The sequence below is a fragment of the Paracoccus marinus genome, from assembly GCF_007018965.1.
GTDB lineage: Bacteria > Pseudomonadota > Alphaproteobacteria > Rhodobacterales > Rhodobacteraceae > Paracoccus > Paracoccus marinus.
On the sequence record NZ_VJYZ01000018.1, the window covers coordinates 107,186 to 132,597 of the forward strand.

The following is a 25,412-nucleotide window of genomic DNA, read 5'->3' on the forward strand; positions in this document are numbered from 1 at the left end:
GCGTCAGAACCGCTTGCGAAGGCTGGCGGTCCAGGTCCGGCCCTCGTCGCGGTAGCAGTAGCCCGAGGTGCAGGTCTGCTTTTCGCTGTCGAAGACGTTCTTGACGTTCAGCTGCGCCTGCACGCCCGGCGCCTGCGGCACGTCATAGGTCGCGGCCAGGTCCACGAACACGCGGTCGTCGTTCTCGATCGTGTTCAGGTCGTCGCCGAAGCTTTCGCCGACATAGCGGATGCCCGCGCCAAGACCGAGGCCCGCGGCCGGGCCGTCCTGGAAGTCGTACTTGCCCCACAGCGACAGCACGTCGTTGGGCGTGCCGGACAGCTCGTTCCCGTTCGTGCCGGCCGCGCCTTCCTCGATCTTCAGGCGCATGTGGGTGTAGCTGGCGATGGTGGACCAGCCGTTGTCCCACGACGCGGCGGCTTCCAGTTCGATCCCGCGGCTGTTCAGGTCCAGCTGGCGCTGCTTGTTCGGCCCGGTCGAGGCGTCGTAAACGACGCCATCGCGCTGGTCGATGTCGAAGAGCGAGGCGGTGACGAGCAGGTTGGTGTCCTCGGGCGCGTATTTCAGGCCGATCTCGCGCTGGGTGGACCGGGTCGGGTCGGCGGGGCGCGTCTCGTCCGAGGTGATGTCGTCATAGACGACGCCGATGTTGGGTGCGAAGGACGTGGACAGGTTGGCATAGGCCACCAGCCCCGAATCCCAGCGGTAGCTGCCGCCCAGCCGGCCCGAACGGCCGCTGTCGTCCTGGTCGCTGCGCGAGCGGTCGGCCGCGATCGAGGTGGTGTCCACCTTGTCGAACCGGACGCTGGCGAAGCCGCTGAACCGGCCCCAGCCGATCTGGTCGTGCAGGTAGATCCCGGTCTGCGTGGTGTCCTGCCCGTTCGCGAACGGCACGTCGCCCGCATCGGCCGAGGCGGACGACACGAAATCCAGCAGGCTCCGCGCCTCGTAATAGGCGCGGGTCACGTCGATCCCGGCCAGCACCTCGTGCGTGACCGAGCCGGTCTGCCCATTCCATTGCAGCGCCGTGTCGACCGACCGGCTGTCCACTTCCTCAAGGTAGTGGCCCCAGAACCGGGCGAGCGTGCCGGTCCCCGTCGGATAGTGGTTGCTGTATTCGAGATCCGCGTCCACATGCGTGATCCGCGCGTTCTGGCGCAGGGTGAAGGCGTCGGTGAGGCGATGTTCGACCTCGTAGCCGAAGCGCCACTGCTGCTGGCGGAAGTCGTTGTAGTCCGGGTCGCCCTCATACAGGTCCGAGACCTCGCCGAAGGCCGGGTTGAAGAACGCGGCCGTCCCGCCGGTCAGGCTTTGCGACAGTTCGGCCAGCACCGTCACCTTGGTCGTGCCGTCGTCGTAGCTGAAGGCGGGGGCGAGGTAGGTCTTGTCGTCGGCGTAGCCCGGCAGGTCGGTATTGGCGTTGCGGTGCAGCGCGGTCAGGCGATAGGCGAAGCGGTCGTCCTTCAGCGGACCGGACACGTCGAAGGCAAGCTGCGCGCGGTCGTTCGCGCCGGTCACGGCCTCGATCTCGCGGTAGGGCTTGTCCAGCGGGCGCTTGGTCACGATGTTCACGATCCCGCCCGGACCGCTCACGCCATAAAGCGACGACGCCGGACCCTTCAGGATCGCGATGCCCTCGGTCCCGTAGGGTTCGGCCTTGTAGATCGCCGTCGGCGCGTTGAAGACGCGCAGCCCGTCGCGGAAGACGCCGTTGTAGTAGGCTGGGAAGCCGCGCAGCGTGAAGGCGTCGAAGCGGGTGTCGAAGCCGTAGTTGTTGGGGTTCGCGCTGGCGGTGTAGTTCAGCGTCTCGTTCAGCGTGCGCGGGCGCTGATCCTCGATCTGGTCCTGCGTCACGACCGTGACCGCCTGCGGGATCTCGGCCACCGGGGTATCAAGCTTGGTCGCCTGCCGCGCGGTCGTGGCGACGTAGCCGGACTGGTTCAGCGTCTCGTCGCTTTCCGCTTCAAGCACGATCGTGTCGAGGACGATGGCCTCCTGCGCGGATGCAGGGATGGCCACGCTGGCCAGCAGCAGGAACGGAAGGGAGCGGCGCATTCTAAACCTTTCGGGCATGTGGCGGACCGGCCCGGGCAGGGGTGCGCCACCCCGCCCGGTCCGCAGCAAGGCGCCAAGGGCGCGGCGGGCGGCGGGGGCGGGGGCGTGCGGCATGACAGCTCCGGGTGACAGCATGAGGGGCGGGCCGGCGCGGGGATGCGGGCAGACCCAGGATGACCTGACGCTGGCGAGAGCTGGCGTGACAGCCGCTCGATATTAATCCTGATCGAATGAGTCAATGATCCCGTTCGCAGAACCTTGCGGATGCGGACGGGATCGGGTCGGACCGCGGCTTTCCGGCGTCAGGGCTGGCCCGCGTCCACGCGCAGGTCCAGGATCTCGACCGACGACGGCAGCTCGATCAGGTATTCGGGATCGCGCGGCAGGTGGTGGATCTCGGCCGGGTCGCCGCCCGAAAATCCGGTCATCGCGTCGAAGTCCGGCCAGTAGCTGATCGTCATGAACTCGGTCTCGTCCTCGCCGTCCTTGCGGAAGGTCTGCACGGCAGACGCCTTTTCGATCAGCGGGCGGATGCCCTCGTCGTAGTTGTAGCGCTCGTATTCGTCGGCGATGTCGCGGCGGGTGCGGCCGCGCCAGATGCGGGCGACGGCGATCTTGCGGGGCTCGGGCATGGGCTGGGCGCCTTTCGCTGCTATGCAAGCCGAACGGGCGCGCGCCGTCCCGGTTCCCGGGTGGCGGATCAGCGGATGGTGGCGATCAGGTCGTGGGCGTCGCGGATCGGCCTGCCGCCGAAATCCGCGACCTTCGTCAGCGACCCCTTTAACGCGCGCAGGTACAGATCGCGCGGGATTTCCTTGCCGCCCATGCTGGCCAGGTGCGGGGTCAGGAACTGGGTGTCGCACAGGGTGAAGCCGGTGTCGGCGAGGTGCCGCGACAGCCAGATCAGCGCCATCTTGGACCCGTCGGTCCGGTGCGAGAACATGCTTTCGCCAAAGAACGCCGTGCCCAGCGACACGCCGAACACCCCGCCCGCCAGCTTGTCGTCGTGCAGAACCGCCAGCGCGTGGGCGTGGCCCGATCCGTGAAGCTGGGCGTAAAGCCGCGTCAGCGGCGCGTTGATCCAGGTCTCGGCCCGGTCCGCGCAGGCGGCGACGATCGCGCCAAAGTCAAACCGGGTGTCGGCCCGCCACCCGCCGCGCGCGAGGTTGCGCCTGAGCGAACGCGAGCAGTGGACGCCCCCCACCGGCAGGATCCCCCGCAAGGGCGGGCTGTACCAACGCAGGACGGGATCGTCGGCGGTCTGCGCCATCGGAAAGATGCCGTTCGCGTAATTGACCAGCAGTTCGTCGGCCGTGAGCATGGCAAGCTTTTTGTTCGGCGGCGGGGCGGCGATTGCGGCGGCGGGGCGGGCGCTACGGCTGGGGCGTCACCCCTGCGTGCTGATCCACCAGGTGGTGCCGTTTCCGTCCGAGATGCCGCCGCGCAGGTCGCCGTCGCCCTGCCGGCCGGGTTCCTGCACCACGGTTCCGCCCGCCGCCCGCGCGCGTTCGAATGTCGCGGTCGCGTCGGCCACATAGACATGGACGTTGATGTCCGCGCCGGGCGCGTCGTCGCTGCTGGTCCGCGGCATCTCGCCCAGCATCACGACGCTGTCGCCCACCCGGATCTCGGCATGCATGGTGCCGCCGTCCTCGCGCGGCATGACCCGCAGGCGGGTGCCGTCGAACACCGTCTCGATGAACGCGAGCGCCCGCCCGGCATCGCCGACGATCAGGTAGGGGCTGACGCTGGTGTAACCTTCGGGCTTCCAGGACATGGCCGGATCTCCGCCAGACGAGGGGGGTGGTGCGCGCGTAAGCCTAGAACCGCGCCCGCCGCCGTGCAAGCGGGCCGCCCGCCGCATGGGCGCGTCCGATCCGCCGCGCGCAGGACAGGCGCGGCGGATGACGGGTCGTCAGTGGTAGTTCCGTTCCAGCCAGCGTTCCAGCCAGTGGATCGAATAATTGCCGCTCTGGATGTCCGGGTCCTTCAGCAGTTCCCGGAACAGGGGCACGGTCGTGTCCACGCCGTCCACGATCAGCTCGCTCAGGGCGCGGTTCAGCCGCGCCAGCGCCTCGGGCCGGTCGCGGCCGTGGACGATCAGCTTGCCGATCAGCGAATCGTAATGCGGCGGGATGCTGTAGCCGTCGTAGATCGCGGAATCGACGCGCACGCCAAGGCCGCCGGGCGCGTGGTACTGCGTGACGCGGCCGGGGCAGGGGGCGAAGTCGGGAACCCGTTCGGCGTTGATCCGCACCTCGATCGCGTGGCCGCGGATCGACAGGTCCTCCTGGCGCAGGGTCATCTCGTTCCCGGCCGCCACGCAAATCTGTTCGCGCACCAGATCGACGTTGAAGATCGCCTCGGTCACCGGATGTTCCACCTGCAGGCGGGTGTTCATCTCGATGAAGTAGAACTCGCCGTCCTCGTACAGGAACTCGACAGTTCCCGCGCCCGCATAGCCGAGCTTGGCCATCGCGTCCGCGCAGACCTTGCCGATCCGCGCCCGTTCCTCGGCCGTGATCGCGGGGCCGGGCGCTTCTTCCAGCACCTTCTGGTGGCGGCGCTGCAGCGAGCAGTCGCGCTCGCCCAGGTGGACCGCGCGGCCACGCCCGTCGCCGAAGACCTGGATCTCGATGTGGCGGGGTTTCTGCAGGTATTTCTCGATATAGACGTCGGGGTTGCCGAAGGCGGCCTTGGCCTCGGCCCGGGCGGTGCGGAACGCGACTTCCAGCGCGCCGTCGTCATGCGCGACCTTCATCCCGCGCCCGCCGCCGCCGGCGGTGGCCTTGATGATGACCGGATACCCGATCTCGGCCGCGACACGGCGGGCGGTTTCGACGTCGTTCACGCCGCCCTCGGACCCCGGCACGACCGGGATTCCCAGCTGCGCGGCGGTTTCCTTGGCGGTGATCTTGTCGCCCATGATGCGGATATGTTCCGCGCGCGGGCCGATGAAGGTCAGGCCGTGATCCTCGACCATCTGCACGAAGGTCGCGTTTTCGGACAGGAAGCCGTAGCCCGGATGGATCGCCTGCGCGCCCGTGATCTCGCAGGCCGAGATGATCGCGGGCATGGACAGGTAGGACGAGGCCGAGGGCGGCGGGCCGATGCAGACGGATTCGTCGGCCATGCGGACGTGCATAGCGTCGGTGTCGGCGGTGGAATGGACCGCGACCGAGGCGATCCCCATCTCGCGGCAGGCCCGGATGACGCGAAGCGCGATTTCGCCGCGGTTGGCGATCAGGATCTTGTCGAACATCTTATTCGATGACCATCAGCGGCGTGCCGAACTCGACCGGGGTGCCGTCCTCGACGAGGATGCGGCGCACCGTGCCCGCGCGGGGGGCGGGGATGTGGTTCATCGTCTTCATCGCCTCGACGATCAGCAGCGTGTCGCCTTCGGCGACCTGCTGGCCTTGGGTTACGAAGGGCGCGGCGCCGGGTTCGGCGGCAAGATAGACCGTGCCGACCATGGGCGAGGTCACGGCGCCTGCCAGCGCGGCCGGATCGCCGTTGCCGGCGGATGCGCCGCCCGCGGCGGAGGGACCGGCGGGCGCGGCCGCGCCGGGGATCGCTGTGGGCGCGGGGGCATAGGCGGGGGCGTAGCCGGGCGCCTGAGCCTGCATGACGACCTGCTGCGGGCCCTGTTTCGACAGCTGCACGGTCAGCCGGTCGCTCTCGCCGTATTCCCGCTCGACCGACAGCTCGGTCAGGTCGTTGCGGTTCAAGAGCTCGGCGAGGGCCTGGATGAAGGCCACGTCACCTTCGTGGTTCTGGTCTCTGTCGGTCATGCGGTCTCTGCCCTGTGCCGTACTGATATGTCGTTCTGACGTGCCGTTCTGACGTTGCGGCGATCGCGGCGGTTATAGACGGTTGTCGGGTTCAATGGAAACCGTTTCGGGGCCCGGCGCCGGCAGCGCCGGGTCGTCGCCGCGCATCCGCTTCTGCCGCCGGGGCTTCCAGCGCCGGTGAATCCAGAACCACTGGTCCATGTGCGCGCGTACGACCCGCTCGAGATCGTCGTTGAGCGCCTGCATCATCGCCTCGGGTCCGGCGGGGGCGACCGGCTCGCCCACCTGCACGGCGAAGCGCAGCCCGTCAGGCTGGCGGATCGCGGCGATCGGGATCAGCGCGGCATCGTAGCGCAGAGCGAGTTCGGCGGGCGTCAGCACCGTCTCGCTGGGCAGGCCGAAGAAGCTGAGCGTGCGCCCGTGCCGGTCGAACTGGTCGAACCCCAGGCACAGGATCCCGCCGCCGCGCAGAAACCGGATCATAGCCGACAGCCCCGCGCGCCCGCGCGGAAACAGCGGCTCGGCGATCGACTTCATCGCCGGGATGTAGTGGCGGTTGAAGGCGCGGTTGTTCATCGGCCGGTAAAGCCCGCCGACCGTCCAGCCCCGCGCGGAAAGCGCGGCGCGCGCGGCATCGTAGTTGCCGAAATGCGCGCAGGCGAGGATCACCGGCCGCCCCGCCGCGACCGCCTGTTCCAGCGCCGGCAGGCCGGGTCCGGTCAGCGGGTCGGCCGCGGCCACGCGGGCGGCGAAGTTGGTGCCGGAATAGATCTCCATGATCGAGCGGCCGGCGTTGTCGGGAACGGCATAGGTCAGGCGCCGCACCTCGGCCGGGTCCAGATCGGGGCGGGCGAGGGCGAGGTTCTCGCGGATGCGCGCGCGCCATCCGGCCAGGGGCGCGGCGAGATGGGCGAAGGCCCAGCCCATCGCGGGGATGCGGCGGCGATAGGGCAGCAGCCGCAGCACCCGGATCAGGCCGATGAAGGCGGCGCTGGTCAGGCGGTCGGACCACGGGACCGGCCGTTCGGGGGCGGCCGCGGCACGGGCCATCAGACGGCCGCCCCGTCGGTGCGCGCCGCCTCGATCCGGGCCAGCGTCGCCTCTGTCTCGCGGTGGGCGGCGCGGGCGGCCTGCGCCTCGCGCGCCCAGACGTACAGCCCGGCCGCGACGATGATGGCGGCGCCGACGAAGGTCCACAGGTCGGGCACCACGCCGAAGAACAGCCACCCCCACAGCCCCGCCCAGATCAGCCCGGTATAGCCGAACGGCGCGACCGCCGCCGCCTCGGCCAGCGAGAAGGCGCGGATCAGAAGCGCCTGCGCGGCGGTGCCGAACACGCCCATCGCCGCGAAGGCCCACAGGTCCCCCTGCTGGATCGGCTGCCACACGAAGGGCGCGACCAGCGACGCGCCGATGGTCGCGACGCCGGTGGACCACAGGATCGAGGTGGCGGTGCTGTCGCCCCGCACCATCCGGGTCATGACCGCGCCCGCCGCATAGCTGAACGCCCCGATCAGCGGCAGGACGGCGGCCGGGTGCAGGACGCCCGCGCCGGGGCGGATGATGATGAGCGCGCCCGCAAGCGCCACCGCGATCCCCATGATCCGGCGCAGGCCGATCCGTTCGCCCAGGAACAAGGCCGCGCCCAGGGTGATGAGGACCGGGTTGATGTCCATGATCGCCGTCGCCTCGGCCAGCCCGATGAACTGGATGGCGGTAAAGAAGCACGCGATCGACCCCAGCTGCGTCAGCCCCCGCCCGACCTGCAGAGCGGGCGAGCGCGACCGGATCACGCGCCCGAGCCGGGGCGCGAAGATCACGAGGACGATGGCGAGGTTCAGCGCCATCCGCGCCCAGATGATCTGCGCGGGGTGGTAGCTGCCGGTCAGGTGCTTGCCGGTCGCGTCCATCAGCGTGAACAGGAACACCGAGGCGAGCAGCAGAAGGATGCCGGTGGTCTGCGTCTGGCGCGGAGTGCGCGCGGCGGCCGCGTTGTCCGACGCGGCGGTGGAGCGGGACGGCGCGCGCATCAGCGGCCCCCGGCGCGCGAAGCGGCCTTGCCGGACGCTCCGCGGGGTATTTTTGGGGACAGAAGATGGATGCGCGCGCCCGGGGGGGTCACAGCAGGGCCTTGACCTTTGCCACCGTATCCTCGGGCGTGATGCCGAATTCCTGATACAGCCGCTCGGCCGGGGCCGAGGCGCCGAAGCCGGTCATGCCGACGAAGTCGCAGCGTTTCCAGTCGCCGCGCTCGCCCATCAGGAGCCAGTCCCACGGCTGGCGCACCGCCGCCTCGACCGCGACGCGGACCGGGCCTTCGGGCAGGATGTCGGCGCGGTAGGCTTCGTCCTGGTCGCGGAACAGTTCCATGCAGGGGACCGAGACGACGCGGGTGGGGACGCCGTCGGCCTCGAGCTGCTCGGCGGCCCTGACCGCGATTTCCACTTCGGAGCCGGAGGCCATGAGGATCGCGCGGGGGGCGGCCGATGCCTCGCGCAGGGTGTAGGCGCCGCGGGCGGTCAGGTTCTCGTCCGTGTGCGTGGTCCGCACGGTCGGCAGGTTCTGGCGCGACAGGGCCAGCACTGAGGGCGTGCCGTCCGTCGTCAGCGCAAGCTCCCACGCCTCGGCCGTTTCCACCACGTCGGCGGGGCGGAAGGTCCAGGTGTTGGGCGTCGCGCGCAGCATCGCCAGATGCTCGACCGGCTGGTGGGTCGGGCCATCCTCGCCCAGGCCGATCGAGTCGTGGGTCATGACATAGACGACCGGCGCCCCCATAAGCGCCGACAGCCGCATCGCGCCGCGCGCATAGTCGGTAAAGGCCATGAAGGTCCCGCCGTAGGGGCGGAACCCGCCGTGCAGCACCAGCCCGTTCATCGCCGCCGCCATGCCGTGTTCGCGGATGCCGTAGTGGATGTAGCGGCCCAGCCGGTTCTCGGACGAGAACACGCCCAGGTCCTTCGTCCGGGTGTTGTTCGATCCGGTGAGGTCGGCCGAGCCGCCCAGCGTTTCCGGCAGGATCGGGTTCACGACCTCAAGCACCATCTCGGACGCCTTGCGGGTCGCGACCTTGGGCTTGTCCTCGCTCGCCTTGCGCTTGAGGTCGGCTATGGCGGGGGCGAGCCTGTCCGACGCCTCGCCCGAGACGCGGGCGGCAAAGGCGTTGCGCTTGCCTTCGTCGAGGCTGTCGACGCGGGCGGCCCATGCCTGCCGGTCGGCCGCGCCGCGCCGGCCGAGTTCGCGCCAGCGCGCGACCAGTTCGTCCGGCAGCTCGAAATCGCCGTGGTCCCAGGCGTAGGCGAGGCGGGTCGCCGCGATCTCCTCGATACCCAGGGGCGAGCCGTGGACGCCCGAGGTGCCGCCCTTCGCGGCCGAGCCGAAGCCGATGATGGTCTTGCACGACACCAGGACCGGGCGGCCGTCGTCCTGCTTGGCCTCTGCCAGCGCGCGCTCGATGTCGGCCGGGTCGTGGCCGTCGCAGGACAGCGTGCGCCAGCCCGACGCCTCGAACCGCTTCAGCTGGTCGGTCGAATCCGACAGCGACACCGCGCCGTCGATGGTGATGTCGTTGTTGTCCCACAGCACGATCAGGCGGCCGAGCTTCAGGTGCCCGGCCAGCGCGATGGCTTCCTGGCTGATCCCTTCCATCAGGCAGCCGTCGCCGGCGATGACCCAGGTGCGGTGGTCGCAAAGCTCCGCCCCGAACTCGGCCCGCATCTTTTCCTCGGCGATGGCAAAGCCGACCGAGGCGGCAAGGCCCTGGCCCAGCGGCCCGGTCGTCGTCTCGACCCCCTCGGCATGGCCGTATTCGGGATGGCCCGCCGTCGCCGCGCCCCACTGGCGGAAGTTCCTGATCTGGTCCAGCGTCATCTGCTCGAACCCGGTCAGGTGTAGCAGCGAATAAAGCAGCATCGACCCGTGGCCCGCCGACAGGATGAAGCGGTCGCGGTCGAACCAGTTGGGGGCGGCGGCGTCGAACTTCAGATGCCGTCCCCACAGCACCGTCGCCACGTCAGCCATGCCCATCGGCATGCCCGGATGGCCCGAGTTCGCGGCCTGCACGGCATCCATCGACAGCACGCGGATGGCGCTGGCGAGGCTCCAGTGGTCGGGGTCGGCCAGGCGGTGCGAGGTCAGATCCATGGCGGGCGGTCCTTCATGCGCGGGGGTCGGCCCCTGATAGGCAGGGGGCGGTCGGGTTGCAAGCGGCGGCGGGGCGGTTGTGCGCGGGCGGCGGGGGCGCTAGGCAAGGGCGCACGCGCGAACGGGACGGCAGCAATGACCGACGATCCGGCCATCATCGGCTTCCGGCAGGACCGTGTGGGCGCGCGGATCACCGGGATCATCAGCCTGATGCGGCTGGCGCACGCCTTCGGGGCCAGCACGCGGTTCAAGTGGCTGGCCCAACCGGGCGGCCCGTGGCCCGAACTGGACGACCCGACCGCGTTCTTCACCCCCGCTTTCGTGGACCGCCATATCGACGTGGTGGACCGCGAGCCGCCGCTGCGCGGGCGCCGCAATCTGCATGCCGAGTCCGCGCATCTCAACCGCGCGAACTTTGCCCGCGCGCTGGAGAAGGGCGACCGGTTCCACAGCGACGCCGCCTTCTCGGTCGCGAGCTTTCAGGGCGAGGGCGCGGCCCAGGTCGAAGCCGAGGTGCGGGCGGTCGCGCCGCTCATCGAGCTTGCCGCGCCACTGGCCGAGGCACTGGCGCGAATGGACGAGGCCGTCGCCCGGATTGGCGGAGAAGGCCAGACGCGGGCGGCGGCGATCCACGTGCGGCGCGGCGATATCCTCGACAGCTTTCCGTGGTCCTACAGCGCGTGGCCCGGCAAGTTCGTCCCCGACGAGTTCCTGCGCGCCTTTGCCGACATGCAGGACGGGCCGGTGATCGCGTTTTCGGACACGCCGGCGGCGATCGCGCATATGGCCGAAGGGCTGGTTGACGGGCGGGCGCGGATCGTTCCCGTGGACCAGTTGCTGGCCGAGCATGCGCCGTGGGTGGCACCCGACAGCGCGGTGCGCGACGTGCTGGAGCTGATGCTGATGGCGCGCTGCGGATCGGTCGGCGCGCCGTCGCAAAGCGCGTTCTCGCGGGCCGCGCATATCGTCGGCGGGGTCGCGATCGTGCCGCTGGCGGCGGGGCTGCCCGCGCCCGTGGCCCATGCCGCGCACGAGGCGCTGCTGGACCGCCTGATCGCGGCCCCCGACAGCTTCTTCGCGCCGGGCGACATGGCGCAGTGCGTGGCCTATGCCGCGCCGCACGCGCAGTCCGTGGGCCGGATCGGCGAGTTGATCGAGGCGTTCCGGGCGCGGCCGGACGTGATGGCCCGGTTCCCCTTTGTCCCGCGCCACCTGGCGGTGGCGGCCGAAGGCGCCGGGCTGACGGACGCCGCATACGACCTGGCGCAGCTGGCGCTGGGGCAGAAGCTGCTGCGGGCCCGGGACCGGGTCTATTGCGACAGCATCGTCCTGCTGGCCGAGGCGCGCCGGTGGGCGGCGGGGGATGCCGCGCAGGAAGAGGCACGGATCCACGCCCGGTTCGTCGATCAGGCGTTCGCCGGCAAGGGCGACGAGGGGCGCGCGGCGCGCACCGTGGCGTCGCTGGTCCTGTCGCGGGCAGGCGTCGCATCGCGGCATCTGCTGTTTCCGCCTGCACTGGCCGCAGTTATTGCCGACGCGCCGGGCGCCGTGGCCGGTCAGCTGCCGCACTGGGCGTTCTTGTGCGACTGGGAGGAGCTGGTCCAGCTGGACAGCACCCGCGCCACCCTGCGGCGCTGGCCGGCGCTGGACCTCAAGCTGGGCCCGGCCCGCGAGCCGCTGACGTTTCTTGAAGAGGCGCTGGCCGAAGGGCTGGACCTGCCGCAGCCCGACGACGACGTGGCCATGCTGCTTGGCCACGCGGCAAGCATCCTGACGCTGCACGGGCGGCTCAAGCGGTCCTTCGCGGTGCTGGACTGGCTGGACGCGGTGCGCCCCGGGCAGGCGATCACGGCCAAGCGCCTGGCCGACGCCTGCTTTCAGGCGGGCAACACCAAGCGGGCGTGGCAGCATCTCGACCGGGCCATCGCGCTCGATCCCGGCAACGCGCTTTTGCACCTGTCCGCCGCCGTGCGGGCCGAGGCGCAGGGCTTTGCCAACCGCCGGCTCAACCACCTTACCGCCGCGAACGAGCGCTGGCCCGAACTGTCGCGCCCCGCTCGCGCGCTGAAGCGGACGCGGAACGAGGGCGCGCGGGCGCAGAAGGCAGCTGCGCAGGCCGGGTCCGCTCAGCCGCCGTCGGCAAGCGGGTGACGCTTCAGCACGAGGTCGCGTTTGCGCGCGTCCAGGACGTGGGTGTAGATCTCGGTTGTGCCGAGGTCGGCGTGGCCCAGCAAGGTCTGGATCGACCGCAGGTCGGCGCCGCCCTCCAGCAGGTGGGTGGCAAAGGCGTGGCGGATGACGTGCGGGGTCACGCGGTACGCGGGCAGCCCCGCCGCCGCGGCGATCCGGGCCAGAAGCGCGTGGAACGCCTGCCGGGTCATGTGGCCCGCAGCACCCGCCGCCGGAAACAGCCAGCGCCCCCCGTTCCCGCGCACGAGCCGGCCAAGCGGCGTATCGGCCCCAGCGCCGTCGCGGTGGGACAGCCAGTCCCGCAAGCCCGCCTGCGCCGGCCGGGTCAGCGGCACCATCCGTTCCTTGCCGCCCTTGCCCCGGATCATCAGCAGCCGGGGATCGCCCCGGCAGGCATCGACGGGCAGGCCGACCAGCTCGCTTACCCGCATGCCGGTCGCGTACAGCAGTTCCATCGCGCAGACGGTGCGGGCGCGGTCGGCCGCAGACACGTCGATCGTAGGGGCCGCGTCCAGAAGCGCGGTCATCTCGGCCTGCGACAGCGTCCGGGGCAGGCGCTGCGCGCGGCCCGGCCCCGCGATGCGGATCGCCGGGTCGTCGCCGCGCCAGCCTTCGTCCAGGGCAAAGCGGCAAAGCTGGCGGATCGAGGACAGGCGGCGGGCGCGGGTGGCGCGCGACAGCCCCTCGGCGTCGCACCGCGACAGGTAGCGTTCGATACCGTCGCGGGTGACGGTGTCCAGCGTCAGGTCGTGCGCGGCCATCCACTCGGCAAAGTCGCGCAGGTCGCGGCCATAGGCGAGGATCGTGTTGCGGGCCGCGTCCGCATCCGCCGCCTGCGCGTCGAGGAACGCGGCGATGCGGCGCAGGTCGGCCGCAAGCGGCGCGGACCTTGGCGCAGTCGGGGATGCAGGCGCGGACGCCCGCGCCGTCATTGCCCCGCCCGCGTGAGTTGCGGCAGGATCATCAGCTCGACCGCCGCCTGCCGGGCGGTGTCGCCGTAGCCGAGCGCGACCAGCTGCGTCAGCCCCCGCGCCGCGCGGTTCAGATCGCCGTCGAGCCCCGCGTCCACATCGGCCATCGCCGCCAGCGCGGCCAGCCCCGACCCGGGCTGAGGCGCGGTCGGCGCGGCGGCAGCGTCGTCCCGAGCGGCGGCCTCGCCGTCCACCGCCGCGGCCAGCGCCGCCGCCCGCCCCTGCGGGTCGTTCGTCGCCGGACCGGCCGATGCGCCCCCGGCCGCGAAATCCGCGATCCAGGCCAGCAGGCTGGGCGTGCCCTCGGGCGGCTCGACCGGGAGGCCCGCCAGCAGGCGCAGCGTCACGACCGCCTCGGCCGCGTCGCCGGGCCCCGGCGCGTCGGGCAGGTTCGCGGCGACCATCCCCGCCAGGCGCGGCGCCAGCCCGGCCTCGCCGAAGCGCGCAAGTGCGGGCGGCAGGACGCGGTCGAGCGACGCCATGTCGCCGCCGTTCATCGCCCCCAGCAGCGCCTGCAGCGCCGCCGCGCGGTCCCAGACCCCGCCCGACGCGGCCGGGCGCTGTTCGGTATAGATCGCGGCCAGCTGCGCGGGGGGCAGCACGCCCGCCCGGCCCAGCCTTTCGGCCGCCTCCAGCCGCGCCTTCCAGCCGCCGTTCTGGCCGAGGTCGGACCACGCGTAGATCAGCGGCAGCGACCCGGTGGCAAGGGGCTGGCCCACCGCCTCGTGCAGGTGAAAGGCAAGCGGGGTCACGGCCTGCGGCTCGGGCAGGGTGTCGGCCACCTCGGCGTAGCTGTCGTCGAGAAACCGCGCGAGCAGGGCCGCGGTCGCGGGATCGACGACGCCCAGCGGCTCGGCCCCTTCCAGCGTCAGCGCGGCGGCGCCCCAGTCGCCGTTCAGCGCAAGGCAGTAGATCCGCACCGCCATGTCGCGGGCAAGGCCCGGGCGGCGGCCAAAGGCGGAGCAGGCGCGCAGATCCTCGCCCGTCAGCATGTCCAGGTCGAAGCTGCGCGCGAAGCGGTCGGCGTCGTCGCCGCCCGCCGACTGCAGCAGCGCGCGCGCGAACGGCAGGTTGCCCATCCGGATCAGGCGGTCGACGCGGGCGATCAGCAACTGGCCCTGCGCCATCTCGCCCCGCGCGGGGACGGTCAGCTGGGCGGTCAGGATGCGGTCGAACAGTGCCTGCGTCGCGGGCAGCCGCGGGTCGCCGGCAGCAAGGGCCTGCGCGACGTCGGTGGCGGCGGCGCCGTCCCACAACCCGGCGGGCAGCCCGGCCGATCGGGCCGAGCGCAGGCCGGCCGCGTCGGCATCGGCCTGGTCCAGCCGGGTCACGGTGACGGGCGCGGGGCGCGCGTCGGCGGCGACCGGCGCGGTCGGGACGGGGGTGCCGTCCGCGTCCGTGGCGGGCGCGCGGCCCGCCGGACGCGCGGGCGGCGGGCGGCGGCGGGCCGCGTCGGGCGGCACACCGTCGGCGGGTCGCCACCCCGACGACGGCGCGGGCGCGGGCGCCTTGCCCGACACCCAGTCGTTTGCGGACAAGGGCGCTTCGGCATGCGCGGGCATGGCGGCCGTGCAGGCGAAAAGAGCGATCAGCGCGACGCGGGCGAACGGCAGCGCGCGCATCCGCGCCCGGTCAGTCGAGGTCATCGGACCCGCCTGCGGGTGCCGCCGCGTCGGCATTTCCGGTCGCGTCGGCCGCCGCGTCGTCTGCGGCCGGTGCCGGCATCGGGGCGTTCGGGGTGACGGTGGTGCCGGGTGCGGGGGCCTGCAACTGCAATTCGACCGGCACCCGCATCTCGGACGGGTCGGCGGCCATGTCGCCCAGATAGGCGTAGCCCGTCAGACCCAGCAGCGCCAGAATCAGAAGAATAATCACCAGCCGCAAAAGCCGCATCTCGATCGCCTCATCCTTGCTCGTCCGTCCAGTCTGTCTGGCGCCCGGATCTGTCTGGCCGTGCCCGCCGGTTCGGCGCGATTATAGATGGCAATTCCCGAAAGATCACGCCATTCACGAAAACCGGCACAAGACGGAACATCACGGCGGACGAGGTCGGCGCGCGGGCGCGCCCGGCCGGGTCCGGGCAAGCGGGGCGCCATGAGGCAAAGCATCGTCCTGATCGGCATGATGGGCGCGGGCAAGACCGCCGTCGGGACCGAACTTGCGCGCCAGCTGGGCGTCCGCTTCGTCGATTCGGACGCCGAGATTGAAACCGCCGCCGCCCTCACCGTGTCCGAGATCTTCGAGCGCTTCGGCGAAAGCTTCTTTCGCGACCGCGAGACGCAGGTGCTGGAACGCCTGCTGTCCGGCCCGGCGGGGATCCTCGCCACTGGCGGCGGCGCCTGGGTCCAGCCGCGCAACCGCGATCTGATCGGCCGCTCGGCGGTGTCGGTCTGGCTGGACTGCGACCTTGAAACGCTGTGGCGGCGGGTCCGGTCGCGCCCGACCCGGCCGCTTCTGAAAACGCCCGACCCGCGCGGCACGCTGAAGCGCCTGCTGGCGGAGCGCCGCCCGGCCTATGCGCTGGCGGACGTGACTGTCGCCGTGGGGCAGGACGACCTGCTCGGCGTGACCGTGGACAAGGTGCTGGCCGCGATCCGCGCCGCCCGCCCCGATGCGCTGGAGCCCGTATGACCGCCCCCACCTTCCAGACCGTTCCCGTGGACCTTGGCCCGCGATCCTACGAGGTCCGCATCGGCCCCGGCCTGATCGCGGATGCGGCCACGCATCTTGCGCCGCTGCTGGCGCGCCCGCGGGTGGCGATCCTGACCGACCAGACGGTCGCCGCGATTCACCTGCCGCCGCTGGTCGCGGCGCTGGAAGGGGCGGGGATCGCCGCGTCCTCGCTGGCGCTGCCCCCGGGCGAGGCGACGAAGTCGTGGGACCAGCTTGGCCGCGCGGTCGAATGGCTGATCGGCGAGCGGGTCGAGCGGGGCGACCTGGTGGTGGCGCTGGGCGGGGGGGTGATCGGCGATCTTGCCGGGTTCGCCGCCGCGATCCTGCGGCGCGGCGTGCGGTTCGCGCAGGTTCCGACGACGCTGCTGGCGCAGGTGGACAGCTCCGTGGGTGGCAAGACCGGGATCAATTCGCCGCAGGGCAAGAACCTGATCGGCGCGTTTCATCAGCCGAGCCTCGTTCTGGCCGACATCGACGCGCTGGCGACGCTGCCCGACCGCGACTTCCGCGCGGGCTATGGCGAGGTCGCGAAATACGGGCTGCTGGGCGACGCCGCCTTTTTCGGCTGGCTCGAACGGCACGGCCCCGCGCTGCGGCAGGACCGGGGCGCGCTGCAACGGGCCGTCGCGCATTCCGTCGCCATGAAGGCCGGGATCGTCGCCCGCGACGAGACCGAGCAGGGGGAACGCGCGCTTCTGAACCTTGGCCACACCTTCGGCCACGCGCTGGAATCCGTGACCGGCTATTCCGACCGGCTGCTGCACGGCGAGGGGGTGGCGATCGGCTGCACCCTCGCGTTCGAGATGTCGGCGCGGATGGGCCTGTGCCCGCAAGAGGACCCGTCGCGGGTCGCCGCGCATTTCGCGGCCATGGGGATGCCGTCGCGGCTGGCCGACCTGCCGGGCGATCTGCCGGGGGCAGAGGCGCTGATCGCGCTGATGGGGCAGGACAAGAAGGTGGTGGACGGAAAGCTGCGGATGATCCTCGCGCGCGGGATCGGGCGGGCGTTCGTCACCGACGATGTGGATTTCACCGCGCTGCGGGCGGTGCTGGGGGGCTGAACGCTCCGCCGCTCCGGGACGCCTCAGACCATCCGTTCCAGGTCCTTCGCCGCGCGCACGAAGTCGCGGAACAGCGGCGCGGGGGCGAAGGGCTTGGACTTCAGTTCCGGGTGCGACTGCACGCCGATGAACCAGGGGTGGTCCTTGACCTCGACCACCTCGGGCAGCCGGCCGTCGGGCGACATGCCCGAGAACCACAGCCCGCACGCCTCGAGCGGCTCGCGGTAGCGCGCGTCGATTTCATAGCGGTGGCGGTGACGGTCCTCCATCTCGGATGCGCCGTCATAGACCTCGCTGATCTTCGATCCGGGCGCGAGCGTCGCGGTGTAGGACCCCAGCCGCATGGTGCCGCCCTTGTCGTCGGTGATCTTGCGTTCGACCCGGCTGTTGCCCTGCACCCACTCCTTGAGGTGATAGACGACCGGGGTGAAGCGTTCCTCGCCCGCCTCGTGGTCGAACTCTTCGGAGCCTGCGTCGGTGATGCCGGCGAGGTTCCGCGCCGCCTCGATCACCGCCATCTGCATGCCCAGGCAGATGCCGAGATAGGGCACCTTGCGTTCGCGCGCGTATTTCGCGGCGGCGACCATCCCTTCGGTCCCGCGCTCGCCGAAACCACCGGGGACGAGGATCCCGTGGAAGCCGTCGAGCAGGTGGACGCCGTCGGGCTGTTCCAGCTTTTCGGCATCGATCCATTCGGGGCGGACCCGGACGCGGTTGGCCATGCCGCCGTGCGTCAGCGCCTCGGAGATGGATTTGTAGGCGTCCTCGAGCTGCGTGTACTTGCCGACGATGGCGACCCTGACCTCGCCCTCGGCGTTGGTCAGGCGGTCGTTCACGTCTTCCCAGCGGCGCAGGTCGGGGCGGGGGGCGGGGCTGATCTGGAACGCGTCCAGCACCGCGCGGTCAAGGCCGACGCGGTGATAGGCCAAGGGCGCCTCGTAGATCGACTTGAGATCATAGGCGGGGATGACCGAATCCGGGCGGACGTTGCAGAACAGCGCGATCTTGGCGCGCTCGCGGTCCGGGATCGGGTGTTCGGACCGGCAGACCAGCACGTCCGGCTGCAAGCCGATCGAGCGCAGTTCCTTGACGCTGTGCTGGGTGGGCTTGGTCTTCAGCTCGCCCGACGCGGCAAGATACGGCATCAGCGTCAGGTGCATCAGGATGCACTGGCCGCGCGGGCGGTCCTGGCTGAACTGGCGGATCGCCTCGAAGAAGGGAAGGCCCTCGATGTCGCCGACGGTGCCGCCGATCTCGCACAGCATGAAGTCGACCTCGTCCTCGCCGATGGCGAGGAAGTCCTTGATCTCGTTGGTGACGTGCGGGATCACCTGGATCGTCTTGCCCAGGTATTCGCCGCGCCGTTCGCGTTCCAGCACGTTGGAATAGATCCGGCCCGCGCTGATCGTGTCGGTGCGCCGCGCGCTGACGCCGGTGAAGCGTTCGTAGTGGCCAAGGTCGAGGTCGGTTTCCGCCCCGTCGTCGGTGACGAAGACCTCGCCATGCTCGAACGGGCTCATCGTGCCGGGATCGACGTTCAGATAGGGATCGAGCTTGCGAAGCCGCACGGTGAAGCCGCGCGCCTGCAACAGCGCGCCGAGCGCGGCCGAGGCGAGGCCCTTGCCCAGGGATGACACCACGCCGCCGGTAATGAAGATGTAACGCGCCATGCGGGCCCCCGTGATGTTGTCATTCAATGCAAACGCACGGTCCCGAAGACCGGCATCACGGGAGCCGAGCAATACCCGATTCTCCGCAATCCCGCAACGGACCGCGACAAATGTGGTGGGGGCGCCCGGAAGCGCCCTCAAGCTGTGGTGTTCAGTTCGTGGGCGGCGTGACGGGTGCCGCAGGGGTCTGGGTCGGGGCGGCGACGGGGGCGGGCGAGACGGGTGCAGGCGTGACGGGCGCAGGCGAGGCGGGCGCGGGTGTCGCGGGAACAGCCGTGGCGGGCGCAGCCGTCTCAGCGGCCGGCGCGGCCGGCGCGGCCGGGACGACCGGCTGGGTGGTCGCGGGCGTATCGGCAGCCGGGGCGCTGGACGCCGCGGGCGGCACGATCGGCTGGCCCACGCCGGGCGGGGGCGCGTATTCGGGCAGCGCCGGCAGGCCCTCGGGCGTGTTGTCGGTGGTGCCGGTCGTGGCGTCGGCCGGCGCGATCCGGTCGAGGACCGATCCCGTGCCCGAGTTCCGGGCCGCAATCACGGTGAGCGCGATGGATGTCACAAGAAAGCCCGCAGCCAGCAGCCAGGTCGCGCGGGTCAGCGCGTTCGCGGCCTGCCGGCCGGTCATCACGCCGCCGCCGGTGCCGCCGCCGAGGCCAAGGCCGCCGCCTTCGGAACGCTGCAGCAGGACGACGCCGATCAGCAGCACGGCGAGGATCAGATGCACGGTAAGGACGACGTTCTGCACGGGGTGGCCTTTCTCGTCTCGCGGGACGCGCCTTACTAGTCACGCGCGGGGATGTTGGCAAGCAAGGCCGACACGGTGGGCGCCCGTGCGCCGGGGCCGCAGGCCAGCGCCCGCAAACCCGCGCCCGCAAACCCGCGCGGGGCCCGTCAGGCCAGCGCCGCCAGCGCCTGACCCAGGTCCAGCGCGCCGTCATAAAGCGCGCGGCCCGAAATCGCCCCCGCGATCCCGCCCGCATCGCGCAGCGCGATCAGGTCGTCAAGCGACGACACCCCGCCCGAGGCGATGATCGGCACGCTGACCGCGCGCGCAAGCGCCTCGGTCGCGGCGACGTTCGGGCCCTGCATCGCCCCGTCGCGGTCGATGTCGGTATAGACGATCGCGGCCACGCCCGCGTCCTCGAACCGGCGGGCGAGGTCGGTCGCGGTGACCTCGGTCTGCTCGGCCCAGCCGCGCGTTGCGACCCGGCCGCCGCGGGCGTCGATGCCGACGGCGATGCGGCCTGGAAAGGCGGCCGCCGCCTCGGCCACCAGCGAAGGGTCCTCGACCGCCACGGTGCCAAGGATCACGCGCGTGACGCCCCGGTCCAGCCAGCCCTCGATCGTATCCATGTCGCGGATCCCGCCGCCAAGCTGCACCGGCACCTCGACCGCCTGCAGGATCGCCTGCACCGCGTCGCCGTTGACGGGGCGTCCGGCGAAGGCGCCGTTCAGGTCCACCAGGTGAAGCCATTCGGCCCCCGCGCCCGCGAACGCCGCCGCCTGCGCCGCCGGATCGGTGCCGAACACGGTCGCCGCATCCATGTCGCCGCGCAGCAAGCGGACGCAGGCCCCGTCCTTGAGGTCGATTGCGGGATAAAGGATCATCCTTCGGCTCCTTCCATGCGCCGGGACCGCCCGGCCGTTCGCGCCGCCAGCAGGGCGTATGTCACAGCGCGGGCGGCGGGGAAAGCCGCGCGCAGGGCGGGGGGCCGCCCGTGAACCCGCACGCGAACCCGCATGTGGCCCGAAACCCCGACCCTACGTCACGCTTGCGAGAATCGCCTTCGACGCGGCTGAATCGGCCCCAGCTTTCCAGGGAGGGGAAACTTCATGAAGACTTTTGCGCTCGCCACCGCCTTTGCGCTGATGGCCTCGGCCGCGATGGCCGCCGACCCGATCGAGGGGATGTGGCAGACCCAGGCCGACGAGGGGGCGCTGGCCATCGTCAGCATCGCGCCCTGCGGTGGCGCGTTCTGCGGCACCATCGTCAAGTCCTACAAGGACGGGGCGGAATACGCGTCCCCCAACGTCGGCAAGCAGATCGTGCGGAGCATGAAGGCGACCGGCGACGGCAACTACGAGGGCCAGGTGTGGCGGCCCGCCAACGACAAGGTCTACAACGGCAAGGCCTCGGTCGCGGGCACCACGATGAAGCTGTCGGGCTGCGTCGCGGGCGGGCTGATCTGCAAGGCGCAGACCTGGACCAAGCTGAAATAGGCTGCCGGCCCTCGGGCGAACAGGAACGCCCCGCCGGTCGCCCCGGCGGGGTTTTTCGTCAGCGGACCGCGATGCCCGCGCCTTCGTCCGCGGGCCCGACATGGGCGCGGAAGGCGGCGAACAGCTCGCGCCCCATGCCGTGCGCGCTGGCATCGGGGTCGTAGGTCGCTGGCGTGCGGTCGGCGAAGTCGGGTTCAAGGCATTCCAGCGTGCCCGCGACCGCGTCCACCCGCACAAGATCGCCGTCGCGCAGCCGCGCCAGCGGGCCGCCGGTCGCCGCCTCGGGCGTGACGTGGATGGCGGCGGGCACCTTGCCCGACGCGCCCGACATCCGCCCGTCGGTCACCAGCGCGACCCGCAGGCCGCGATCCAGCAGGACCGACAGCGTCGGCGTCAGGCTGTGCAGTTCGGGCATCCCGTTCGCGCGCGGCCCCTGGAAGCGGACGACGACCACCGTGTCTTGGGTGAACTCGCCCGCCTGGAACGCCGCCTTGACCCGGTTCTGGTCGTCGAAGACGCGGACCCGCGCCTCGACCACGTGCAGGTCGGGCTTGACCGCCGACACCTTGATGACGGCGCGGCCAAGGTTCCCGGTCAGCATATGCAGCCCGCCGGTCGCCGCGAACGGGTCGGCCGCCGGGCGCACGATCTTGTCGTTCAGGCTGGCGCGCGGGCCGTCCACCCACGCGATGCCCGCGTCGGTCAGCCGCGGCTCGGTCGCGTAGCGGCCAAGGCCCTGGCCCATGACGGTTGTCACGTCCTCGTGCAGCAGCCCCGCCGACAGAAGCTGCCCGACCAGATAGGCAAGCCCGCCCGCCGCGTGGAAGTGGTTCACGTCGGCCAGCCCGTTGGGATAGACCCGCGCCAGTAGCGGCGTCACCTGGCTGAGGTCGTGGAAATCCTGCAGGTCCAGCACGATCCCCGCCGCCCGCGCCATCGCGGGCAGGTGGATGATGTGGTTGGTGGACCCGCCGGTCGCCATTAGCCCGACCATCCCGTTGACGAAGGCGCGTTCGTCCAGGATCGCGCTGACGGGGGTGTAGTCGTTGCCCAGCCGGGTAATCTGCGCCGCGCGCGTCACGCCCGCGACCGTCAGCGCGTCGCGCATCGGCGTATTGGGGTTCACGAAGCTCGCGCCGGGCAGGTGCAGGCCCATGAACTCCATCAGCATCTGGTTGCTGTTGGCGGTGCCGTAGAAGGTGCAGGTGCCAGGCGAATGGTACGAGGCCATCTCGGCCTCCATCAGCTTGTCGCGGCCGACGCGGCCGGCGGCGAAATCCTCGCGCACGCGGGCCTTTTCGTCGTTGGGCAAGCCCGAGGGCATCGGCCCGCCCGGCAGGAACACCGCCGGGACATGGCCGAAGGTCGCGGCGGCGATGACGAGGCCGGGCACGATCTTGTCGCAGATCCCGAGCCATACGGCCGCGTCGAACGTGTCGTGCGACATCGCGACCCCCGCCGCCATCGCGATCACGTCGCGGGAAAACAGCGAAAGCTCCATCCCCGCGCGCCCTTGCGTGACACCGTCGCACATCGCGGGCACGCCGCCCGCCACCTGGGCCGTGGCGCCCGCGGCATGCGCGGTGCGGCGGATCAGCGCGGGATACGTCTCGTACGGCTGATGCGCCGACAGCATGTCGTTATAGGCGGTGACGATGCCGATGTTGGGGCGCGCGGTCATCGCCATGTCGGCCTTGTCGTCCATGGCGGCATAGGCGTGGGCCTGGTTGCCGCAGCTCAGATGGGCGCGGCGGGGACCGTCCTCGGCAGAGCGGGCGATGGTGTCGAGATAGACGGCGCGGCGGTCGGCCGAGCGTTCGCGGATGCGGTCGGTGACGCGGGCGATGGTGTCGTTGAGCATGGCGGTTCCCCTTCGTGGGCGCTGTGCAAGACATAGGTCGTTAGCGATAACGGCGCAATGCGGGGGGGTGGCGGGTTTCCCGCATCGAACGACCCCGCTACCGTTCCGGGCCGGGCGGAATCATGGTATCGTCAGGTCCAACCGGTCCGTTGATTCCAGGAGCTTCGATGCGCCCGCGTTTTCCTGCGGCGTTTATCGCCGCCGCGCTGTTCGCTGCCGCCGTCACCGCCGGTCCCGCCGCCGCCGAAATGCGGCAGTTCGGCGGGCTGATCTTTCCGGTGCCGCCGCAGTTCGACGATCCCGTAGGGACCGACCCGTCGCAGCGGGCGATGTGGTCGAACCTTCCCGACGACCGCTGCGAATACTGCCGCATCCTGATCGGCCCCGAGGCGAAAGCCAGCGGTTCGATCTCGCGCTGGCTGGACCAGAACCGCGAGGCGTTCGTGGATGAGGACGAGCGCGGCGATTTCAAGGTCGGCAAGCCCGCGACGAATACCCCCCTCGGCAAGCGCGACGCGGCGATGCTGGCTCAGTCCGACGGGTCCGACATGCAGGTTCTGGTCGCGATCGAGGCGGGCGGGCGGTTCCACCTTCTGGGTTTCGACGGCGACGGCGGCGACGAGGACGAGCTGGCGGAAACCGGCGCCGTCCTGACCGAGACGTTCCTGCCGTGGCTTGCGACCCTGCGGTTCAGGGCCGAAGGCGCGCCCAGCCTGCTGCCCGAACCCGTCGCGGGCGGGATGGAGGGGCTTTGGTGGGGATGGCGGTCGGACGTGACGCTGGGCACCGACATGATGATGAAAACCCAGAACAGCTATCGCACCGTGACCTTCTGGCCCGACGGCACCTTCTATGACGGAACCCCGCCGCTGGGTCTGGCCCCGCCCGACCGCGCGGCGCTGGATGCCGGGCGCGACACCGACTGGGGCAACTATGTCCGGCAGGGCGACGGCATGGTCCTGACCTATGCCGACGGCCGCACCGAAAAGGCTGCCCGCGAGGGGGACGGCTGGACGACCGGCGACTACACCCTGAACCGGGTCGAGCCGCTGCCGGACGGGACGCGCATCGACGGGCGTATCTCGTGGATCAGCTTCTCCGGCTTTGCGCCGGGCACCGGGATGACGGGCGGGGCGGGTGGCGGCGGCGAGACCGTGTTCCACCCCGACGGCCGCTACGAGGGGTCGAGCTTCGGCACCGCCTTCGGCAGCTTCGCCGAGGGCGGCGGCTTTTCGGTCGGGGGCGGCGACGACGCGGCCGGCGGACGCTACGAGGTCCGCGACGGGCTGCTGGTCTTTGCCCCGCAGAAGGGCAAGGCCGAACGCGCGGTGCTGGCCTTCAGCGCCGATGACAGCGTGATGCTGGGCACCGACTTCCTCGAAGGGTCGGTCAGCCCCCCGCGCTGACGCCCCGTTCCGAAGCGCCGCCTTTCCCCTTGGGCGCAACGACGCTATACCCGCCGCGAAACCGAGCAGGGAATGTGGAATGGCGAACGTGGTGGTGGTCGGCGCCCAGTGGGGCGACGAGGGCAAGGGCAAGATCGTCGACTGGCTGTCCGAGCGTGCCGACGTGATCGCGCGCTTCCAGGGCGGCCACAACGCCGGCCACACGCTGGTGATCGGCAACGAGGTCTACAAGCTGTCACTGCTGCCCTCGGGGATCGTGCGGCCGGGCAAGCTGGCCGTGATCGGCAACGGCGTCGTGCTGGACCCGTGGGCGCTGTTCCGCGAGATCGAGAAGCTGGCGGGGCAGGCGGTCGAGATTTCCACCGACAACCTGATGATCGCGGAAAACACGCCCCTGATCCTGCCGCTGCACCAGGACCTCGACCGCCTGCGTGAGGATGCGGCGGGGGCGTCCAAGATCGGCACCACCGGCCGGGGCATCGGCCCCGCCTACGAAGACAAGGTGGGCCGCCGCACGATCCGCGTGGCCGACCTCGCCGACGAGGAGACGCTGGACCAGCGGCTGGACCGCCTGCTCGCGCACCACGACCCGCTGCGTCAGGGACTGGGCGCGACCCCGGTCGATCGGGCGGAACTGAAACGCACGCTCTTGGATATCGCGCCGAAGCTGCTGCCCTACGCGCAGCCGGTGTGGAAGGTGATGGCCGACGCCCGCCGCGCCGGCAAGCGCATCCTGTTCGAGGGGGCGCAGGGCGCGCTGCTGGACATCGACTTCGGCACCTACCCTTACGTCACCTCGTCCACCACCATGTCGGGGATGGCCGCGTCGGGTACCGGCATGGGGCCGGGCGCGATCGACTACGTCCTGGGGATCGTCAAGGCCTACACCACCCGCGTCGGATCCGGGCCCTTCCCGACCGAGCTCGAGGACGCGGACGGCCAGCGGCTGGGCGAGCGCGGGCACGAGTTCGGCACCGTCACCGGACGCAAGCGCCGCTGCGGCTGGTTCGACGCGGCGCTGGTGCGCCAGACCTGCGCGATCTCGGGCGTGAAGGGCATCGCGCTGACCAAGCTGGACGTGCTGGACGGGTTCGAGACGCTCAAGATCTGCGTGGGCTACGACGTGGACGGGCGGCGCTACGACTATCTGCCCACCGCCGCCGCGCTGCAGGCCCGCGCGGTCCCGGTCTACGAGGAAATCGAGGGCTGGTCGGAATCGACCGAGGGCGCGCGGTCCTGGGCCGACCTGCCCGCCGCCGCCATCAAGTATGTCCGCCGGATCGAGGAGTTGATCCAGTGCCCCGTCGCGCTGCTGTCCACCAGCCCGGAACGCGACGACACGATCCTTGTCCACGATCCCTTCGCGGACTGAGGCGC

Annotated in this window: 22 protein-coding genes; 6 read left to right on the forward strand and 16 right to left on the reverse strand. The window is 71.1% G+C overall.

Annotated elements, in window-relative coordinates:
* Positions 1 to 3: 3 nt before the first annotated feature.
* The 9 genes from FNF32_RS09555 to tkt all read right to left on the reverse strand — a co-directional run bounded on the left by FNF32_RS09555 (position 4) and on the right by tkt (position 9,989).
* Positions 4 to 2,055, reverse strand: a complete 2,052-nt coding sequence (locus tag FNF32_RS09555; RefSeq protein WP_131675182.1) for a TonB-dependent siderophore receptor — start codon at positions 2,053 to 2,055, stop codon at positions 4 to 6.
* A gap of 302 nt (positions 2,056 to 2,357) precedes the next feature.
* On the reverse strand, positions 2,358 to 2,687 hold the full coding sequence (locus FNF32_RS09560; protein ID WP_131675171.1) for a hypothetical protein: 330 nt from the start codon (positions 2,685 to 2,687) through the stop codon (positions 2,358 to 2,360).
* Between the two features lie 68 nt (positions 2,688 to 2,755).
* Positions 2,756 to 3,376: a leucyl/phenylalanyl-tRNA--protein transferase gene (gene aat / locus FNF32_RS09565; protein ID WP_131675172.1), complete on the reverse strand. Its 621-nt coding sequence runs from the start codon at positions 3,374 to 3,376 to the stop codon at positions 2,756 to 2,758.
* A 66-nt stretch (positions 3,377 to 3,442) separates the two neighbouring features.
* Positions 3,443 to 3,832, reverse strand: coding sequence for a VOC family protein (locus FNF32_RS09570; protein ID WP_131675173.1), 390 nt, complete (start codon positions 3,830 to 3,832; stop codon positions 3,443 to 3,445).
* Between the two features lie 138 nt (positions 3,833 to 3,970).
* Positions 3,971 to 5,317, reverse strand: coding sequence for an acetyl-CoA carboxylase biotin carboxylase subunit (gene accC, locus FNF32_RS09575; protein WP_131675174.1), 1,347 nt, complete (start codon positions 5,315 to 5,317; stop codon positions 3,971 to 3,973).
* 1 nt (position 5,318) lies between these two features.
* The gene (gene accB, locus FNF32_RS09580) at positions 5,319 to 5,849 is read right to left on the reverse strand and encodes an acetyl-CoA carboxylase biotin carboxyl carrier protein (protein WP_131675175.1); all 531 of its coding nucleotides are present in this window, start codon (positions 5,847 to 5,849) and stop codon (positions 5,319 to 5,321) included.
* A gap of 72 nt (positions 5,850 to 5,921) precedes the next feature.
* On the reverse strand, positions 5,922 to 6,899 hold the full coding sequence (locus tag FNF32_RS09585; RefSeq protein ID WP_131675176.1) for a lysophospholipid acyltransferase family protein: 978 nt from the start codon (positions 6,897 to 6,899) through the stop codon (positions 5,922 to 5,924).
* The gene (locus tag FNF32_RS09590) at positions 6,899 to 7,879 is read right to left on the reverse strand and encodes a DMT family transporter (protein ID WP_131675177.1); all 981 of its coding nucleotides are present in this window, start codon (positions 7,877 to 7,879) and stop codon (positions 6,899 to 6,901) included. Before FNF32_RS09590 ends, FNF32_RS09585 begins: the two co-directional genes overlap by 1 nt.
* 88 nt (positions 7,880 to 7,967) lie before the next feature.
* The gene (gene tkt, locus FNF32_RS09595; protein ID WP_131675178.1) at positions 7,968 to 9,989 is read right to left on the reverse strand and encodes a transketolase; all 2,022 of its coding nucleotides are present in this window, start codon (positions 9,987 to 9,989) and stop codon (positions 7,968 to 7,970) included.
* Positions 9,990 to 10,124: 135 nt separating this feature from the next.
* On the opposite strand from tkt, the gene FNF32_RS09600 reads away from it, so the two are divergent.
* On the forward strand, positions 10,125 to 12,140 hold the full coding sequence (locus FNF32_RS09600) for a tetratricopeptide repeat protein (RefSeq protein ID WP_131675179.1): 2,016 nt from the start codon (positions 10,125 to 10,127) through the stop codon (positions 12,138 to 12,140).
* Here the strand turns inward: FNF32_RS09600 and FNF32_RS09605 are convergent.
* The 3 genes from FNF32_RS09605 to FNF32_RS09615 are packed head-to-tail and all read right to left on the reverse strand — an operon-like array spanning position 12,116 to position 15,025.
* Positions 12,116 to 13,111, reverse strand: coding sequence for a tyrosine recombinase (locus FNF32_RS09605; protein ID WP_131675180.1), 996 nt, complete (start codon positions 13,109 to 13,111; stop codon positions 12,116 to 12,118). The two genes, FNF32_RS09600 and FNF32_RS09605, sit on opposite strands and share 25 nt — an antisense overlap.
* Entirely contained in the window at positions 13,108 to 14,796 is a 1,689-nt protein-coding gene (locus tag FNF32_RS09610; RefSeq protein ID WP_143796616.1) for a hypothetical protein, read from the reverse strand. Before FNF32_RS09610 ends, FNF32_RS09605 begins: the two co-directional genes overlap by 4 nt.
* Positions 14,783 to 15,025 (reverse strand): hypothetical protein, encoded by a 243-nt coding sequence (locus FNF32_RS09615; protein ID WP_185961915.1) that lies wholly within the window; start codon positions 15,023 to 15,025, stop codon positions 14,783 to 14,785. Before FNF32_RS09615 ends, FNF32_RS09610 begins: the two co-directional genes overlap by 14 nt.
* Before the next feature lie 219 nt (positions 15,026 to 15,244).
* Here FNF32_RS09615 and FNF32_RS09620 point away from each other — a divergent pair, with 219 nt between their 5' ends.
* Together FNF32_RS09620 and aroB are read left to right on the forward strand one after the other, a co-directional pair.
* A complete protein-coding gene (locus FNF32_RS09620; RefSeq protein WP_131673240.1) occupies positions 15,245 to 15,781 on the forward strand; it encodes a shikimate kinase in 537 nt (178 codons plus the stop codon).
* Entirely contained in the window at positions 15,778 to 16,884 is a 1,107-nt protein-coding gene (gene aroB, locus FNF32_RS09625; protein WP_131673239.1) for a 3-dehydroquinate synthase, read from the forward strand. The genes FNF32_RS09620 and aroB overlap by 4 nt, the downstream gene beginning before the upstream one ends.
* A 23-nt stretch (positions 16,885 to 16,907) precedes the next feature.
* Here the strand turns inward: aroB and FNF32_RS09630 are convergent, their stop codons facing one another.
* From FNF32_RS09630 to hisA, 3 genes are all read right to left on the reverse strand, one after another.
* On the reverse strand, positions 16,908 to 18,554 hold the full coding sequence (locus FNF32_RS09630; RefSeq protein ID WP_131673238.1) for a CTP synthase: 1,647 nt from the start codon (positions 18,552 to 18,554) through the stop codon (positions 16,908 to 16,910).
* A gap of 151 nt (positions 18,555 to 18,705) precedes the next feature.
* A complete protein-coding gene (gene secG, locus FNF32_RS09635; RefSeq protein ID WP_131673237.1) occupies positions 18,706 to 19,293 on the reverse strand; it encodes a preprotein translocase subunit SecG in 588 nt (195 codons plus the stop codon).
* A 146-nt stretch (positions 19,294 to 19,439) separates the two neighbouring features.
* The gene (hisA, locus tag FNF32_RS09640) at positions 19,440 to 20,156 is read right to left on the reverse strand and encodes a 1-(5-phosphoribosyl)-5-[(5-phosphoribosylamino)methylideneamino]imidazole-4-carboxamide isomerase (RefSeq protein WP_131673236.1); all 717 of its coding nucleotides are present in this window, start codon (positions 20,154 to 20,156) and stop codon (positions 19,440 to 19,442) included.
* Between the two features lie 225 nt (positions 20,157 to 20,381).
* On the opposite strand from hisA, the gene FNF32_RS09645 reads away from it, so the two are divergent.
* On the forward strand, positions 20,382 to 20,768 hold the full coding sequence (locus FNF32_RS09645) for a DUF2147 domain-containing protein (protein ID WP_131673235.1): 387 nt from the start codon (positions 20,382 to 20,384) through the stop codon (positions 20,766 to 20,768).
* A gap of 58 nt (positions 20,769 to 20,826) precedes the next feature.
* On the opposite strand, the gene edd is transcribed toward FNF32_RS09645, so the two are convergent.
* Positions 20,827 to 22,629 carry a phosphogluconate dehydratase gene (gene edd, locus FNF32_RS09650; protein WP_131673234.1) on the reverse strand — a complete coding sequence of 601 codons (1,803 nt, stop codon included), beginning with the start codon at positions 22,627 to 22,629 and terminating at the stop codon, positions 20,827 to 20,829.
* A gap of 167 nt (positions 22,630 to 22,796) precedes the next feature.
* Between edd and FNF32_RS09655 the strand changes: the two genes are divergently transcribed.
* Positions 22,797 to 24,035, forward strand: coding sequence for a hypothetical protein (locus tag FNF32_RS09655; protein WP_131673233.1), 1,239 nt, complete (start codon positions 22,797 to 22,799; stop codon positions 24,033 to 24,035).
* Positions 24,036 to 24,114: 79 nt separating this feature from the next.
* Entirely contained in the window at positions 24,115 to 25,407 is a 1,293-nt protein-coding gene (locus FNF32_RS09660) for an adenylosuccinate synthase (protein ID WP_131673232.1), read from the forward strand.
* The last annotated feature ends 5 nt before the right edge of the window (positions 25,408 to 25,412 follow it).

Coding starts and splice junctions, on each gene's coding strand:
- FNF32_RS09645 (WP_131673235.1), top strand. CDS start 20,382: ATGAAGACTTTTGCGCTCGCCACCGCCTTTGCGCTGATGGCCTCGGCC.
- aroB (WP_131673239.1), top strand. CDS start 15,778: ATGACCGCCCCCACCTTCCAGACCGTTCCCGTGGACCTTGGCCCGCGA.
- tkt (WP_131675178.1), bottom strand. CDS start 9,989: ATGGATCTGACCTCGCACCGCCTGGCCGACCCCGACCACTGGAGCCTC.
- FNF32_RS09630 (WP_131673238.1), bottom strand. CDS start 18,554: ATGGCGCGTTACATCTTCATTACCGGCGGCGTGGTGTCATCCCTGGGC.
- FNF32_RS09555 (WP_131675182.1), bottom strand. CDS start 2,055: ATGCGCCGCTCCCTTCCGTTCCTGCTGCTGGCCAGCGTGGCCATCCCT.
- FNF32_RS09570 (WP_131675173.1), bottom strand. CDS start 3,832: ATGTCCTGGAAGCCCGAAGGTTACACCAGCGTCAGCCCCTACCTGATC.
- FNF32_RS09655 (WP_131673233.1), top strand. CDS start 22,797: ATGCGCCCGCGTTTTCCTGCGGCGTTTATCGCCGCCGCGCTGTTCGCT.
- FNF32_RS09605 (WP_131675180.1), bottom strand. CDS start 13,111: ATGACGGCGCGGGCGTCCGCGCCTGCATCCCCGACTGCGCCAAGGTCC.
- hisA (WP_131673236.1), bottom strand. CDS start 20,156: ATGATCCTTTATCCCGCAATCGACCTCAAGGACGGGGCCTGCGTCCGC.
- accC (WP_131675174.1), bottom strand. CDS start 5,317: ATGTTCGACAAGATCCTGATCGCCAACCGCGGCGAAATCGCGCTTCGC.
- FNF32_RS09600 (WP_131675179.1), top strand. CDS start 10,125: ATGACCGACGATCCGGCCATCATCGGCTTCCGGCAGGACCGTGTGGGC.
- FNF32_RS09560 (WP_131675171.1), bottom strand. CDS start 2,687: ATGCCCGAGCCCCGCAAGATCGCCGTCGCCCGCATCTGGCGCGGCCGC.
- edd (WP_131673234.1), bottom strand. CDS start 22,629: ATGCTCAACGACACCATCGCCCGCGTCACCGACCGCATCCGCGAACGC.
- FNF32_RS09660 (WP_131673232.1), top strand. CDS start 24,115: ATGGCGAACGTGGTGGTGGTCGGCGCCCAGTGGGGCGACGAGGGCAAG.
- FNF32_RS09585 (WP_131675176.1), bottom strand. CDS start 6,899: ATGGCCCGTGCCGCGGCCGCCCCCGAACGGCCGGTCCCGTGGTCCGAC.
- FNF32_RS09590 (WP_131675177.1), bottom strand. CDS start 7,879: ATGCGCGCGCCGTCCCGCTCCACCGCCGCGTCGGACAACGCGGCCGCC.
- accB (WP_131675175.1), bottom strand. CDS start 5,849: ATGACCGACAGAGACCAGAACCACGAAGGTGACGTGGCCTTCATCCAG.
- aat (WP_131675172.1), bottom strand. CDS start 3,376: ATGCTCACGGCCGACGAACTGCTGGTCAATTACGCGAACGGCATCTTT.
- FNF32_RS09610 (WP_143796616.1), bottom strand. CDS start 14,796: ATGACCTCGACTGACCGGGCGCGGATGCGCGCGCTGCCGTTCGCCCGC.
- FNF32_RS09620 (WP_131673240.1), top strand. CDS start 15,245: ATGAGGCAAAGCATCGTCCTGATCGGCATGATGGGCGCGGGCAAGACC.